Annotated in this window: 15 protein-coding genes; 4 read left to right on the forward strand and 11 right to left on the reverse strand. The window is 51.9% G+C overall.

From position 1 onward, the window contains the following. Positions 1–127: 127 nt before the first annotated feature. Positions 128–874 carry a thiol:disulfide interchange protein DsbG gene (gene dsbG / locus NNO02_RS20170; RefSeq protein ID WP_271442582.1) on the reverse strand — a complete coding sequence of 249 codons (747 nt, stop codon included), beginning with the start codon at positions 872–874 and terminating at the stop codon, positions 128–130. Positions 875–1248: 374 nt separating this feature from the next. Between dsbG and ahpC the strand changes: the two genes are divergently transcribed. Together ahpC and ahpF are read left to right on the forward strand one after the other, a co-directional pair. Continuing rightward, entirely contained in the window at positions 1249–1812 is a 564-nt protein-coding gene (gene ahpC, locus NNO02_RS20175; RefSeq protein ID WP_002894394.1) for an alkyl hydroperoxide reductase subunit C, read from the forward strand. A 154-nt stretch (positions 1813–1966) separates the two neighbouring features. Further along, positions 1967–3532, forward strand: a complete 1566-nt coding sequence (ahpF, locus tag NNO02_RS20180; RefSeq protein ID WP_271455579.1) for an alkyl hydroperoxide reductase subunit F — start codon at positions 1967–1969, stop codon at positions 3530–3532. 122 nt (positions 3533–3654) lie between these two features. On the opposite strand, the gene uspG is transcribed toward ahpF, so the two are convergent. Beyond that, complete coding sequence (gene uspG / locus NNO02_RS20185; protein WP_005120854.1) at positions 3655–4083, reverse strand: universal stress protein UspG; 429 nt, start codon at positions 4081–4083, stop codon at positions 3655–3657. Between the two features lie 196 nt (positions 4084–4279). Continuing rightward, positions 4280–4690: a nucleoside diphosphate kinase regulator gene (gene rnk, locus NNO02_RS20190; protein ID WP_005120853.1), complete on the reverse strand. Its 411-nt coding sequence runs from the start codon at positions 4688–4690 to the stop codon at positions 4280–4282. Positions 4691–4963: 273 nt separating this feature from the next. Between rnk and NNO02_RS20195 the strand changes: the two genes are divergently transcribed. Then, positions 4964–5794 carry an alpha/beta fold hydrolase gene (locus NNO02_RS20195; protein ID WP_271455580.1) on the forward strand — a complete coding sequence of 277 codons (831 nt, stop codon included), beginning with the start codon at positions 4964–4966 and terminating at the stop codon, positions 5792–5794. Between the two features lie 96 nt (positions 5795–5890). Then, positions 5891–6514 (forward strand): flavin reductase family protein, encoded by a 624-nt coding sequence (locus NNO02_RS20200; protein ID WP_271450170.1) that lies wholly within the window; start codon positions 5891–5893, stop codon positions 6512–6514. A gap of 41 nt (positions 6515–6555) precedes the next feature. Here NNO02_RS20200 and rna read toward each other — a convergent pair whose 3' ends face one another. From rna to citC, 8 genes are all read right to left on the reverse strand, one after another. Next, positions 6556–7362, reverse strand: a complete 807-nt coding sequence (gene rna, locus NNO02_RS20205; protein ID WP_271455581.1) for a ribonuclease I — start codon at positions 7360–7362, stop codon at positions 6556–6558. Between the two features lie 123 nt (positions 7363–7485). After that, complete coding sequence (gene citT, locus NNO02_RS20210) at positions 7486–8949, reverse strand: citrate/succinate antiporter CitT (protein ID WP_003831271.1); 1464 nt, start codon at positions 8947–8949, stop codon at positions 7486–7488. Positions 8950–8974: 25 nt separating this feature from the next. Further along, positions 8975–9880 carry a triphosphoribosyl-dephospho-CoA synthase CitG gene (citG, locus tag NNO02_RS20215; RefSeq protein WP_271442587.1) on the reverse strand — a complete coding sequence of 302 codons (906 nt, stop codon included), beginning with the start codon at positions 9878–9880 and terminating at the stop codon, positions 8975–8977. Next, entirely contained in the window at positions 9849–10403 is a 555-nt protein-coding gene (citX, locus tag NNO02_RS20220; RefSeq protein ID WP_271455582.1) for a citrate lyase holo-[acyl-carrier protein] synthase, read from the reverse strand. The genes citG and citX overlap by 32 nt, the downstream gene beginning before the upstream one ends. A 3-nt stretch (positions 10404–10406) precedes the next feature. Next, positions 10407–11939: a citrate lyase subunit alpha gene (gene citF / locus NNO02_RS20225; protein WP_040232565.1), complete on the reverse strand. Its 1533-nt coding sequence runs from the start codon at positions 11937–11939 to the stop codon at positions 10407–10409. 9 nt (positions 11940–11948) lie between these two features. Further along, complete coding sequence (locus NNO02_RS20230) at positions 11949–12857, reverse strand: aldolase/citrate lyase family protein (protein ID WP_137384520.1); 909 nt, start codon at positions 12855–12857, stop codon at positions 11949–11951. Then, positions 12854–13150, reverse strand: a complete 297-nt coding sequence (citD, locus tag NNO02_RS20235) for a citrate lyase acyl carrier protein (protein WP_005120843.1) — start codon at positions 13148–13150, stop codon at positions 12854–12856. Before citD ends, NNO02_RS20230 begins: the two co-directional genes overlap by 4 nt. Continuing rightward, a complete protein-coding gene (gene citC, locus NNO02_RS20240; protein ID WP_271455583.1) occupies positions 13147–14223 on the reverse strand; it encodes a [citrate (pro-3S)-lyase] ligase in 1077 nt (358 codons plus the stop codon). The genes citD and citC overlap by 4 nt, the downstream gene beginning before the upstream one ends. Positions 14224–14392 lie beyond the last annotated feature (169 nt).

A 14392-nucleotide genomic window follows, 5' to 3' on the forward strand; every position in this document is an offset into this window, starting at 1 on the left:
GTTTAATAATACTAAAATAGCACAGGTAGGGTTATTTTTGCGGTAAAAAGTGCTAATGCGTTGATTGATATGGAAAGAAGATTGATTGATATGAAGATGATATCAATCAATCATTCGTTGCGTATATCTATTTGGCTCCCATAATAATATCCAGCTTCTCTTTATCGGGTAAACCAACTGCCTGTTGCAGTGTATTATCTTTGCTCATGTAATAAATGGCGGGTGTGACGTTGGCACCTAAATCGTCCATTAATTTTTGGTTGATATTCAGCGTCTTCATCTGCTCGGCAGGTGGCGTTGCTGACATTGTCAGCTTCATTTTACCGCCGGATGCTTCATAGTCGTGCCAGGTTTTAGCGGGATCCTTGCTTGCCAGAATGGCCGCAGCGGTTGCCGGACTTTCGGGCTTAATCACGCCGACCAACAGCGTGCGTAATTGAACTTTGCCGGACTCAACCCACGGACGTGCCTGTTGCCAGAATTGTTTGCAGTATGGGCAGAATGGATCGGCAAACACATACACAATAACCGGAGCGTCTTTTTTGCCGTCCAGAATCCACGACGCTTTTTCCATTCGTTGCCACATCTCGCGCCCGGCAGGTGCATAGATTTCTTTTTCTATCAGCGCATTGCTCAGGTTTTCACCTTTCTCGTTATACATGTAGCCGGAGATCGCATGTTTTCCATCAGGCGTGACATAGATAGTGACCCCCATGTCCTGGTATTTGCCCAGGTACCCTTTCATACCACCAGGGGCGTCGAACGGCTTCAAAATCGTAATGCCCTGTTTCTCAATCGCTTTAACAGGGGCAGGAAGCTCTTCAGCGTGGACGACAGCAGGGAGCAGAGCTAAGAGTAATGTACGTTTAAACATTGATTTTCCTTATAAAATTAGAAGGAAAGGGAGTTAAGTTGCAAAACCTATCGCAGCCATAGGTAAGATCGACAGTCTGTCGATTGCCCTTTCGGTAGTTGGGTGATGTAATCCCAATCGCTGTTACGACCTTGGTTAAGGTAATGTAGAGCGCAACACATAGCCAGTTCTGCTGGCACTGAAGTTACTTGCGGGTAACTCGGGTAATGAGGCTCCCTGCAAAGGGAGCCTTTTTTACTTTTAGAATAGGGTTTACAAAATGCGGTCGAGTCGGTTGTTAGTTAACGCTTATTGATTTGATAAAGGAAACGCATTAGCCCTTATCAATGATTTTCGTTAACTTATCCCTCAACGAAAACACGGAGGAAGTACAGATGTCTTTGATTAATACCAAAATTAAACCTTTCAAAAACCAGGCGTTCAAAAACGGTGAGTTCATCGAAGTAACCGAGAAAGATACCGAAGGTCGTTGGAGTGTCTTCTTCTTCTACCCGGCTGATTTTACTTTCGTATGTCCGACCGAACTGGGTGACGTTGCTGACCACTACGAAGAACTGCAGAAACTGGGTGTGGACGTTTACTCTGTTTCTACCGACACTCACTTTACTCACAAAGCATGGCACAGCAGCTCTGAAACCATCGCGAAAATCAAATATGCGATGATCGGCGACCCGACTGGCGCCCTGACCCGTAACTTCGACAACATGCGTGAAGATGAAGGTCTGGCTGACCGTGCAACATTCGTCGTTGACCCGCAAGGTATCATCCAGGCAATCGAAGTTACCGCTGAAGGTATCGGCCGTGATGCGTCTGACCTGCTGCGCAAAATTAAAGCTGCACAGTATGTCGCTTCCCACCCTGGCGAAGTTTGCCCGGCTAAGTGGAAAGAAGGCGAAGCAACTCTGGCTCCGTCTCTGGACCTGGTTGGTAAGATTTAAGTCGCATAATTTGTAGGCCGGATAAACGTAGTGCATCCGGCATTCCACAGGCGCAAATTTGCGCCTGTTTCATTCCAGCACCATGACGCAAGTTGCATTGATGCAGCCCCGCGAATTCGGCTTGCATGATGATGTTTTCAGAGAGGGAAGAATAATGCTCGACACAAATATGAAAACCCAACTCAAGGCTTATCTTGAGAAACTGACCAAACCTGTTGAGCTGATTGCTACGCTGGATGACAGCGCTAAATCAGCAGAAATCAAGGAACTGCTGACTGAAATTGCTGAACTGTCAGAAAAAGTCACCTTTAAAGAAGACAATACTCTGGCCGTACGTAAGCCATCGTTCCTGATCACCAATCCGGGTTCTCACCAGGGGCCACGTTTTGCCGGCTCTCCACTGGGCCATGAGTTTACCTCTCTGGTTCTGGCGCTGTTGTGGACAGGTGGCCATCCGTCGAAAGAGGCACAGTCACTGCTGGAGCAGATCCGCGACCTCGACGGGGATTTTGAGTTCGAAACCTATTATTCACTGTCCTGCCATAACTGCCCGGATGTGGTGCAAGCGCTGAACCTGATGTCCGTGCTGAACCCGCGAATCAAGCATACGGCGATTGATGGCGGTACATTCCAGAACGAAATTACCGACCGTAACGTCATGGGCGTCCCGGCGGTCTATATGAACGGTAAAGAGTTTGGTCAGGGCCGTATGACGCTGACTGAAATCGTAGCGAAAGTTGATACTGGCGCAGAAAAACGCGCAGCGGAAGAATTGAATCAGCGTGATGCTTACGATGTGCTGATCGTCGGTTCGGGTCCTGCCGGGGCAGCGGCTGCGGTGTACTCTGCACGTAAAGGTATTCGCACCGGTTTGATGGGTGAACGCTTTGGCGGTCAGGTTCTTGATACCGTTGATATCGAAAACTACATCTCTGTACCGAAAACCGAAGGCCAGAAGCTGGCTGGCGCGCTGAAAGCACACGTTGATGATTACGATGTGGATGTTATTGATAGCCAGAGTGCGAGCAAGCTGGTTCCGGCAGCACAGGAAGGTGGTTTGCATCAGATTGAAACGGCATCCGGCGCGGTGTTGAAAGCACGCAGTATCATCATTGCTACCGGCGCAAAATGGCGCAACATGAACGTGCCAGGTGAAGATCAGTACCGCACCAAGGGCGTAACCTACTGTCCGCACTGTGATGGCCCGCTGTTTAAAGGCAAGCGCGTCGCGGTGATTGGTGGCGGTAACTCGGGGGTTGAGGCGGCTATTGATCTGGCGGGTATCGTCGAACACGTGACGTTGCTGGAATTTGCCCCGGAAATGAAAGCCGATCAGGTTCTGCAGAATAAAGTCCGTAGTCTGAAAAACGTCGACATTATTCTGAATGCACAAACCACAGAAGTGAAAGGCGACGGCAGTAGAGTTACCGGTCTGGAGTATCGTGACCGCGTCAGCGGTGATATCCACAATGTGGAACTGGCGGGTATCTTTGTGCAGATTGGCCTGTTGCCGAATACGAACTGGCTGGAAGGCGCCGTTGAGCGTAACCGCATGGGGGAAATCATCATTGATGCCAAGTGCGAGACCAGCGTGAAGGGTGTTTTTGCTGCGGGGGATTGTACAACCGTACCGTACAAGCAGATCATCATCGCGACTGGCGAGGGCGCGAAAGCGTCTCTGAGCTCTTTTGATTATTTGATTCGCACCACAACCGTATAAGAAAGTAAGACTCACCTGCAAAAGAAGCGAAATGCCCGATAGCACAAGCATATCGGGCCTACAAATGGGATTTCATCGGTTTGTAGGAAGAAGAGGCTACCGGAAGGTAGCCTCTTTTTTTATTAGCGAACGACCAGCACCGGTAAGGTGGCGTGGCGGACAACGCTTGAGGCGTTAGAGCCGAGCAGATGGGTGCTAATTGATGGGTTACGCGACCCAATGACCACCACATCTGCATTCAACTCTTCACCCAATTCGTTTACCACATCACGCACGCTACCAAAGCGAACGTGCTGCTTAATGCGGGAAGGATCGATACTGAAGTGACCGACCATCGTTTGCAGACGGGTTTCCGCTTCGTGTTGCAGATGCTCTTCAAAACGACGAACGTCAGCGGCAAAACGGTGCAGACTCAGACTGGCAGAACCCGGGAGCACATGCAGCAGATGGATAACCCCTTTATCTTGTGCCAGAAATTCTGCATGGCGAACAGCCTTGTCGCTCAGTTCCATTTCGAATACATCAACAGGCATTATGATTGTGTTGTACATAAACATTCTCCTTGTCATTACATGAACACATAACAGCATAGTATTAAAAATGATTCTGTCAGTCACGACACAGATTTATGTTTTGCGAACAGGAGAAAAGGAAGTGCAGCAAATGAAAGAAAGCAGAGGTTGAAGCGGAAAGAGGATGCGGATGCATCCCCTGTAAGATAAAGCGAGTCGCTTTGATAAGACAGAGTTAGCGCAGGTAGTCGCCTGCAGCTTCAGGCTGGTACTCAAGCTCGATGACTTCGAGGTGGGTCGATGTACCGCCCGGTAATTCCCAATGGATCGTATCGCCAACGCGCAGACCCAGAAGCGCTGCACCGACGGGTGCCATTACCGAAAGCTGTGTACTGCTGTCAGTCATATTGGCCGGATATACCAGGGTACGTACACGCACTTCGCCATCGCTCAGATTGCGGAATTTCACGCGGCTGTTCATGGTCACCACGTCGTGCGGCATGGTTTCCGGGGAACACATTTGGGCGCGATCCAGTTCAGCGTTTAATGCGTCCGCTATCGGTAAACCAGCAAACGCAGGTTGCTCCAACAGGCGGTCAATGCGTTCCGCATCGAGGTCGTTAATGATAATAGTTGGTCTGGACATTTATTACTCCATGTCGTCGATACTGCGGATGCGCAGGTAAATAATCCCAAAAGAAAACCCTCACCGTCAGGCGGCAAGGGTTTAGCTTTTATGATGATACTGAGACTTACCCCTGGTTTGAAGTGATTTAGTTCACATTCAGGCAAATCATCAATATTGCTGCAGATGAAGGGGGTGGCAAAAAACGTGATCGTTCTCAAATTTGCATTATGCTTTTTAAGCGCTCGCTGCGGGCGCACCACGACAACTCAGTGTTCCTCGACAGGAGATCTCATGAGCCAGTACGACAAACTTACCTTAAAAGATGGCAGCTATTTGCATTTCAAAGACTGGGGAAGCGGCCAGCCCATTGTGTTCAGCCATGGTTGGCCGCTGACCGCAGATGCGTTTGAAGATCAGATGCTGTTTCTCGGGTCGAAAGGATTTCGTGTGATAGCCCATGACAGACGAGGGCACGGGCGTTCGGCCCAACCCTGGGATGGCAATAATATGGATCAGTATGCTGACGATTTGGCCGAACTTACCGCGCATCTCAATCTCAAAGATGCTGTGCATGTCGGGCACTCTACCGGTGGTGGCGAAGTTGCTCGTTACATTGGCCGCCATGGGACGCAGAGGGTAGCAAAAGCGGTACTCATTGGTGCGGTAACCCCCATCATGATTAAAACCGACTTTAACCCGAATGGTGTGCCGAGGGAGGTGTTCGATAGCATTCGTGAAGGCGTTGTGAACGATCGTGCCGCCTTTTTCTATGAGCTGACGGCCGCATTCTATGGCTACAATCGACCGGGTACAAAGGAATCGAAGGCTGTCCGTGAAAGCTTTGTTGAGCAGGGCTTACAAGGATCAATTAAAGCACTGTACGACTGTATACATGCTTTCTCGGAAACAGACTTGCGTGAAGATCTCAAAAAAATGACCATTCCGACGCTGGTAATTCATGGTGATGACGATCAGATTGTCCCGTTTGAAACCTGCGGTAAGGTCGCGGCAGAAATCCTACCAGATGCACAGTTGAAGGTGTATGCCGGAGGATCTCACGGTATTTGCACCACCCATAAACATCAGATCAACGCCGATCTACTCGGCTTTATTCAGTCGTAATCGTTCGTGGATTGTTCTACGCTGATCCTCTTCCGTCAGGGGGATGAGCGAAGCATAATTTATGCTTAGCAGAGGCTAACTTCACCAGAGAAAATTATGTATTTCTATCAACCGTCACAGGGACACGGGCTGCCACATGATCCGCTCAATGCCATTATTGGGCCGCGCCCTATTGGGTGGATTGCGTCGAGTGACAGTAACGGTCGGCATAATCTGGCACCGTACAGTTTTTTTAACTGTTTTAACTATCATCCGCCGATTATCGGTTTTGCCAGCAGCGGCTGGAAAGACAGCGTGCGGAATATTATCGAAACAGGTGAGTTTGTCTGGAACCTGACTACCCTTGAGTTGGCCAGAGCGATGAACGAAACGTCGGCCAGTCTGCCGCACGGCGAGGATGAGTTCTTTGCCGCAGGGCTTTGCAAAGCCGAAAGTCGGTTAGTTAATGTGCCACGCGTGGCACAAAGTCCCGTCAATTTTGAGTGTCGTTTATCTCAGAGTCTGCAATTGACGACCGCAGATGGCACCCCTGTTGAAACCTGGCTGATATTGGGTGAGGTGGTCGGTATCCACATTGATGAATCGCTGCTGGAAGAGGGCATCTACCAGACGGCGAAAGCGCACCCGGTACTGCGTGCAGGTGGGCCAAGTGCGTATTATTCAATTGATGAATCACATCGCTTTGATCTGGTGCGTCCGGATGCGCGTCCAAAACGTTAAGCCGTCAGACCGACGCCGGGTGTGCGCGTCGGTCTCCCTGTTTAGTATCCCGTTTTGTCGATAATAAACTGTTTACCGCAGTTACCCGGATGCGGTTGCGGCAGGAATGAACGGGATGATAAAGGTTGGTTGATGGCATCGGCTTTTAATGAAAACTGGATCTCCGTCAGATAAGCGGGGTTGCCGTGACAACTTAGCTTCACTGCTTTGATATTCTCTTTGCCCCAGTTTTTAGCGAATGCGGCGTCAAATGCGCTACGGCTAACCGTTTTGCCGTAGTTATCCGCCAGAAACTTGCCCGTCTCGCTACTCTTAATCTCATTGTTCAACCGCACCATGGTGCCGAAGTACGCGTCGGGATCAAAACCAAAACAGGCGCCATGTTTGGCATATTCATAACGTTCCAGACAGGATGTTCCGCCAGCACCAGGCATGACGGCGCTTAACTTCGCCGCACTCTCCAGTGACAGACCGGTTTGTGGTGCGGCGCATTTCCGGCTGGCGCGAGCTTCAGGCAGGTTAGGAATGGGGCGCGTTGCACAGCCAAAACGCATCCAACGACGATTATCGACACCGCGGGCGGCAATTGAGTTTGGCAGGCTGGGCCACAGGCCGTGAACCGTCAGAAAATCTGCTTTATTGTCAGTCTCTTTTTGCAGACGACATTCGTCAGGCTCCTGACGATCACGCTCATGCTGACTCTGACAAAAACCGGTTTGCCAGGAGAGAGCCAGCACGTAGCTGTCAAAATCGCCGTACTGTTTGGCCTCAAGTTGGGAGGCCCCGGCTACTGAAACCGGCAGCAGAAGCGCTGCCAGTAAAGGAAAAGAACGCCATGTTGATGTCATGATGTATTCGGACACTTATATAAATTCTGAATATCATCTATTTAATCATAAAAAATGCCAGTCAGGTTTAGCTGACTGGCATCATTTTAACTCTGTGTTTTGACTATGTGTAAAGCGCGCGCATTAGCTCCACATTGCCAGAATCGGCCAGCCGACCAGCAGAAGCATAGCGATGTAGATAACACCGAAGATAGCACCCAAACGCCAATAGTCTTTGGATTTCACATAACCACAGCCATAGATGATAACACCAGGGCCAGTGGCATACGGAGTCAGACAGCCCATGATACCGATGGACAGTACCAGCAGGATACACAGGTGTTCCATCGGCACGCCCGGGATACCTTTACCGACAGCCAGAATAACCGGCAGCATGGTGGCGGTGTGCGCAGAAAGGCTGGCAAACAGGTAGTGAGCAAAGTAGAACACCAGTACCAGAACGATTACTGTCGCGTTAGGTGAGAAACCTTCCAGGTGTGTGCTCATGGTGTTGGCAAACCAGTCGATGAAACCAGAACGGGTTAAACCGTTGGCCATTACCACCAGCGTGGCAAGGTTGACCAGGGTGTTCCATGCGCTGTTATAGCGAGTAATGTCTTTCCACGGTACAACATGCAGAGCCAGCATCAGGGAGACCGCCAGCAGACCCACTGCGGTAGCGTCAATCAGCTTGCCGCCAAATACCCACAGGCCAAGGCTGAGCAGTACCAGACCGATCAGCGTTATCTCTTTACGGGTCAGTTTACCCATGCCTTTCAGTTCATCACCGGCCCATGCTGCAACTTCAGCACTGTGGGTGACTTCCGGTTTGTACAGCACGTAAGACAGCCACGGAGCAACGATCAGCAAAATAATACCGACCGGCAGGAAGCTGAGGAACCACTGCAACCAGCTGATTTGAATGCCAGCGATTTTGTTAACGAATTCCAGACCCAGTACGTTTGGCGCAGCGCCGGTAACGAACATAGAGGAGCTCAGGCTGGTACTGATAACCATCATCCACATCAGATATCCGCCGATACGGCGTGCGGAAGGATCGTTAGGGAAGGATTTGAACAGCGGCGGCAGGTTTTTGATAACCGGGAACACTGTACCACCGGTACGCGCGGTGTTGGACGGTGTAAACGGTGCCAGCAGGATGTCGATAATAACAATCGCATAGCCCAGTGTCAGGGTACGTTTACCCATGAATTTCACCAGGAACAGCGCGATACGACGACCCAGACCAGTGACTTCATAACCCAGTGCGAAAATAAACGCACCGAACACCAACCACACGGTGGTGCTGGAGAAGCCTGCCAGACCCCACTTCAGCGCTTGCTTACCCGCTTTAAACGCCGGGTCGGCCAGTTCGGAAGCATCAAACAGCAGGTAGTTGCTGCCAATAACGCAGATCGTGACGGCGATAAAGCTGATCGCTGTTGCCGGGATTGGCTCGAGGATCATACCGACGATCATTGCCACAAATACGGCAAAGTAGTGCCAGGCCTGTGGAGGCATTCCATCAGGAACGGGGATAAGAAACATGACGCCCATTACGACCAATGGGGCCAGTAACTTCCATATTTTATCTTTTGCTAAAGACATGTGTGTGATTCTCCGGAAAGGATCTTTAATTGTGATAATGATGAACTTGCGAAATCTGAGCTAAGAACCAGGTGACGATCAGCAGATCGGCGCAGCCTCCAGGACTGAGGTTGCGTTCGATGCACTGTTGGTCGAACTGGCGTAGGTAATGGAGATCGGCAGGGGTACGAATTCCCCCTTGCTGCAATAATGTGGTGGCCTGCTGTTGTATCCACCGCAGACCCTCAGCGCCGCCACGTGAAGCCACGTTGGTGTCGCCATTGATAGACATCAGCAGCAATAATGTGTCGAGTAACGCCAGTTCAGGGTCGCGGCCCTGAGTCAGCAGTGCGCGGTAGTGCGGCAGGGCATGCTGGATGACGAGCGGATATCCCGCTTCGGCTTCGCCCCGTGCGCCGGTTAATCCCAGTTGCTGATAAAGACGTTGGCCAGCCGTGAGTTGTTGATTGTTCTGGCGCAGTTCGCGCTCGGTCAGGCCTCGGCAAAATGTTGCTGCCGTAGAGCAAATGGTTTCAGCGGTAACAGTCAGTTGGAGCTGGTGCAGGCGGCCAATGGCGGCACACAGCAGTCCCAGAGAAAAGATGCTGCCTTTATGGGTGTTCACCCCGGCGGTGGCGCGAAACATATCGGCTTCGCAGGCCATACCCAGCGGACGCAGTCCTTTCAGTACATCTTCAGGTGACAACTGCGCGCTGAATGCGCCGTATTCGATAAAACGTGGCAGCCAGGCCTGGATAGCCTCTGCGCTGCGATGAAAATCTTCCAGCGCCATATCTTTATGTGCGCCGTTATTAATGCGATCCACCAGCCCAGGCTTGGGCGATAAGTTGACTTCAGTCAGCATGGCGCGCCAGGCAAGTGTTGCGTAGGCGTCGGGCAGATCCAGTGGAAGGACAGCGTTATTCGTCGATGTTGCGGGAATCGGCATCATGCAGCAGTGCCTCCATTTGAATGAGTAAGTCGGAAAGCGCGTGGGTTTTACCCCGCGCGCATTCGGCAGCGCTTTGCTCGCACAACAGACAGCGGCGGGCAGGAAGCGCGAAATGACGGCGGGACAGGATTTCTCCTTCAGGGGTCAGGACATCGATGTCCCATAACCGTCCCAGCGGATGTGAATGCTCAAGCTCGATAGTGGCGAGCTTGAGGTCATGGGCTGACGCCTCGATGGACAACAGACCTTCCGGACCGCTGGCGGAGACCAGCGAAGTTTGCTCCCTGACAATCCAGGATGATTGTTTCGCCAGCGTAAGCAAGGCGATGACGCCGTGATTAAAGATGCGACGGGTTAATTCGCTGTCTTTGATCGGGCCTGGCGCTACCACGGTAAAAGAGACCAATGGCGCGTGATGACGCGCGAGCCAGGCATGTTGCCTTGCTTGTCTCTCATCACGGCTGGCGAGCAGCTCAGGAATGGAAACCGCGTGGCAGGTGGCGTGTTCAGGGAGCAGGTGCATGGCTTATTCCTTCACCTGATGCACAACGTCGATCACTGAACCATCGCGGTAACGCACTACGGCAATGACGCGGTCGGTGAATTCGATTGCGCGTGGCTGGCCGGTAAGTTGCTGTGCACGTTCGCGCAACCATTCAATGGAAACAACTTTCATGCCAGCTTCTTGCAGACGTTCCGCCAGCTCAGGGCGTGCAGGGTTAACGGCGATACCGTGGTCAGTGACCAGGATATCAACGCTGGAACCCGGGGTTACGCAGGTCAGGACGTTATCAACCAGCGTCGGGATGCGCCCACGAACCAGCGGTGCGACGATGATGGAAAGCGCTGCGGCAACCGCTGTATCACAGTGGCCACCGGATGCGCCGCGCAGTACGCCGTCAGAACCGGTCAGTACGTTAACGTTGAAGTTGGTATCCACTTCAAGCGCGCTCAGCACCACGACATCCAGACGATCGACAGAGGCGCCTTTTGAGCCCCAGTTGGCATACTGGTTAGCACTGATTTCAATGTGATTTGGATTGCGTGCCAGAGATTCTGCCGCATTACGGTCGAAGCTCTGTACATCCAGCAGTTTGCGGATTAAGCCTTTCTCATGCAGATCAACGATGGTGGCAGTGATGCCGCCCAGCGCAAAGTCAGCACGGATGTCGCGGCTGCGCATTTTGTCTTCCAGGAAACGGGTAACGGCCAGAGACGCGCCGCCGGTTCCTGTCTGCAATGAAAAACCTTCTTTGAAGTAGCCGGAGTTAGCAATAACGTCTGCTGCGCTGCGGGCGATCAGCAATTCGCGCGGGTTGGTGGTCATGCGAGTGGCATCAGCACCAATTTTGTCAGCATCACCGACCTGGTCGATTTGTACAATCAGATCTACCTGATCCTGGGTAATGCTGGCGGGATTATGCGGGTAGGTCAGCAGCTGTTCGGTCAGCAGGACAACCTGTTTTGCGTTTTCAGCATCGACACGAGCGTAGCCCAGCGAGCCACAGCAGGCTTTACCTGTGTAACCGTTGGCGTTACCAAACGGGTCACAGGACGGCACGCCGAGGAAGGCGACATCAATGTTGAGTTCGCCGCTTTGTACCAGGTGTACACGACCACCGTGAGAGTGGACCTGAACAGGTTCAGCCAGCAGACCGCGAGAGATCTCTTCTGCCAGCGGGCCACGCAGACCAGAAGTATAAATACGGCTGACGACACCCTGACGAATGTGTTCAACCAGCGGCGCATGGCAGTCGCTCAGGGAGCTGGAAGCCAGCGTCAGGTTTTTAAAGCCCATTGCAGCGATGGTATCCATCACCAGGTTGATCGTCAGATCACCGCCACGGAAAGCGTGGTGGAAGGAGATGGTCATGCCATCCTGTAAACCTGAACGGCGAATGGCCTCTTCCAGGTTAGCGCACAGCTTTTTGTTGCGCGGTTTTTGCGCCTGCAATTCAACTTTTGCGGTGCTCTGATAAGCGGAAAGCTCGCTTTCTGCATGACGGCTCCAGGTCGCCACGCGATCCTGTCGTTGAGACTGTTCGATTTTCTGCGTCATTTTTTTGCCTTATTCTTCGCGAATGCCGGAAAGTTCTGCACGGGAGATAACCAGAAGGGCGCGCTCGATAACCGGGCTGTCGACCATCTTGCCGTTCAGGGAAACTACGCCACGGCCTTCACGGGCGGCGGCTTCAGCGGCTTCTACCACCAGACGTGCGTGAGCCAGCTCTTTGCGCGTCGGGGCATACAGGTTATGCAGGAGTTCAATCTGACGCGGGTTGATGAGCGACTTACCATCAAAACCCAGTTGCTTGATGTGTGCGGCTTCGTGCAGGAAACCCGCTTCGTTATTGGCATCGGAATAGACGGTATCGAACGCCTGAATGCCGGCAGAACGCGCAGCCTGCAGAATTGAGCACCGTGCAAACAGCAGTTCGGTGCCTTCCGGGGAGCGTTCGGTACGCAGGTTACGCACGTAGTCTTCTGCGCCGAGTGCAATACCGATCAGACGCTCGGAAGCGTGGGCAATTTCTACCGCGCGGGTAATACCAAGTGGTGATTCGATAGCGGCTAACAGACCGGTGCTGCCGGGTTCACGACCACAGGCGTTTTCAATACGCAGGATTTCGCTTTCGATATCAGTGACATCCTGGGCGGTATCTGTTTTGGGTAAACGCACGATGTCAGCGCCACCGCGTACGACGGCTTCGAGGTCATTGATGCCCCATTCGGAGTCGAGGGCGTTCACGCGTACAATAGTTTCAACGTCGTGATACAGCGGATGCTGCAGCGCGTGATACACCATGCGGCGCGCGGTGTCTTTCTCACGCAGTGCGACGGAGTCTTCCAGGTCGAACATCAGCGCATCTGCCGGGTAGATGAATGAGTTGCTGACCATCGCGGCGTTAGCGCCTGGTACGAACAACATGCTGCGGCGTGTGCGGGATTTACGTTGTTGTAAAGAATCGGAAATCATTGGCAATCCTCCCATGGCAGTGCCGGAATGCCGCTGGCGCGAGCCAGTAATGCTTCCAGTCGCGCACGTAAAATGCAGTCCAGTGCGCCTTTATCATCAACATTTAATTGCACGCCGCGGACGTTATAGCGGGACAGAACGTCCAGAATGGTGGCCCTGATGGCATCACCGAACTGCTTTTCGACGCTACTGTTAACCTGCAGGTCAATATCCTGCGTATCGAGCGGGGCGATGCGGATCATCACATCACCGGACTCGAGAGTGCCTGCGACGGCTGCCTGGTTTATTTTCATTTTTCACCTGTTGCTAATGCGGGGGTATTTTGGCGGACTGTCGCAGCCGATGAGGTTCGCTCAACCATGCTTTGTAAGTAGTGCAGCGTGGCTTCGGGTACCAGGGATGCGATAGCCGTGAGATCTTTTTTAACCAGCAGCTTGCGTACCCAGGAGGCGGAAATCGGCATCTCCTGGAAACACAGCCGCTCAATTTCCACCAGTTCAATCGGCGGGGCGGGAAGTGTTGGGGTCTCCAGCCAGTAGCGCATATCGTTGTTGTACTGGGAGGTGACGGTGCAATACGGCTCAGTACCGACGAAACGGTGCGTAACGCCGAGTGCCGGGGCCAGATACTGACGGAAAATTTTCAGGTCTATTTCGGTGTAGCAGTGGTTAATAACGCTCTGCTCTTTAATGAAGTAGCACGGGAACGTGGCGCGAGAGATGATGTATTCCGAACCGCGGTGTACGGTTAAACGTGGAATATCTTTTGTCCCTTTGAGTACCAGGTCCAGTCGGTCTTCATACGGGAAACGTGAGGTATCTTCTTTCACCAAAAACAGATGCAGCCAGTCGCACTGTGCGGCGGCTTGTTGGATCAGAAAACGGTGCCCGTTGGTGAAGGGGTTGGCGTTCATCACGATACAGCCAATTTTTTTCCCTTCGTGGCGCTGTTTCGCCAGTGATTCAGCGTAACGTTTGAGGCGAGTGGTGCTGTTTTCCATCAACACCATAATGCCGGGCACGCTGGTCAGCGTCGAAAAACCGCACTGCTTAAACAGTGACTCATACTCGGTTTTGGTATAGATGAAGAGATGGGTGCAATGCCGCTCGTAGGCAAGGTTGATTAACTCAGTCGCCAGCGTCAGCGCTAAGCCTTCACCACGTACGGATTCACAGATAGCGACGCATTTGATGATATTGCCGGCGATACCGCCACAAGCGATCAAGCGGTCGTTACGGGTGACGGTGATAAATACTTCGACGGTGGTATCAACGCTCAAATCGTTCTCTTTCAGAAATTGAGCGATAACCGCCATCTTTTTATTTTCTGAGCGTTTAACTTGCGTGAATATATTATTACCGAACATAGTAAATAGAGCCCCGATGGTATATTTGTTACTGGGTTTCTGTTTTTGTTGCTCCGTTTAGCAACCTGATAACGTTTTGTTTGCAATTGAAGGGAATGTTTTTTTATTACGGAGTATTTCTTTTTTTCCCTGCTGCATACATCGTAAGGAGTATTTTAGAGGTAAATTT

It is taken from the genome of Citrobacter sp. Awk 2 (assembly GCF_028069815.1).
Classification (GTDB): domain Bacteria; phylum Pseudomonadota; class Gammaproteobacteria; order Enterobacterales; family Enterobacteriaceae; genus Citrobacter.

Coding starts and splice junctions, on each gene's coding strand:
- dsbG (WP_271442582.1), bottom strand. CDS start 874: ATGTTTAAACGTACATTACTCTTAGCTCTGCTCCCTGCTGTCGTCCAC.
- ahpC (WP_002894394.1), top strand. CDS start 1,249: ATGTCTTTGATTAATACCAAAATTAAACCTTTCAAAAACCAGGCGTTC.
- ahpF (WP_271455579.1), top strand. CDS start 1,967: ATGCTCGACACAAATATGAAAACCCAACTCAAGGCTTATCTTGAGAAA.
- uspG (WP_005120854.1), bottom strand. CDS start 4,083: ATGTACAACACAATCATAATGCCTGTTGATGTATTCGAAATGGAACTG.
- rnk (WP_005120853.1), bottom strand. CDS start 4,690: ATGTCCAGACCAACTATTATCATTAACGACCTCGATGCGGAACGCATT.
- NNO02_RS20195 (WP_271455580.1), top strand. CDS start 4,964: ATGAGCCAGTACGACAAACTTACCTTAAAAGATGGCAGCTATTTGCAT.
- NNO02_RS20200 (WP_271450170.1), top strand. CDS start 5,891: ATGTATTTCTATCAACCGTCACAGGGACACGGGCTGCCACATGATCCG.
- rna (WP_271455581.1), bottom strand. CDS start 7,362: ATGACATCAACATGGCGTTCTTTTCCTTTACTGGCAGCGCTTCTGCTG.
- citT (WP_003831271.1), bottom strand. CDS start 8,949: ATGTCTTTAGCAAAAGATAAAATATGGAAGTTACTGGCCCCATTGGTC.
- citG (WP_271442587.1), bottom strand. CDS start 9,880: ATGATGCCGATTCCCGCAACATCGACGAATAACGCTGTCCTTCCACTG.
- citX (WP_271455582.1), bottom strand. CDS start 10,403: ATGCACCTGCTCCCTGAACACGCCACCTGCCACGCGGTTTCCATTCCT.
- citF (WP_040232565.1), bottom strand. CDS start 11,939: ATGACGCAGAAAATCGAACAGTCTCAACGACAGGATCGCGTGGCGACC.
- NNO02_RS20230 (WP_137384520.1), bottom strand. CDS start 12,857: ATGATTTCCGATTCTTTACAACAACGTAAATCCCGCACACGCCGCAGC.
- citD (WP_005120843.1), bottom strand. CDS start 13,150: ATGAAAATAAACCAGGCAGCCGTCGCAGGCACTCTCGAGTCCGGTGAT.
- citC (WP_271455583.1), bottom strand. CDS start 14,223: ATGTTCGGTAATAATATATTCACGCAAGTTAAACGCTCAGAAAATAAA.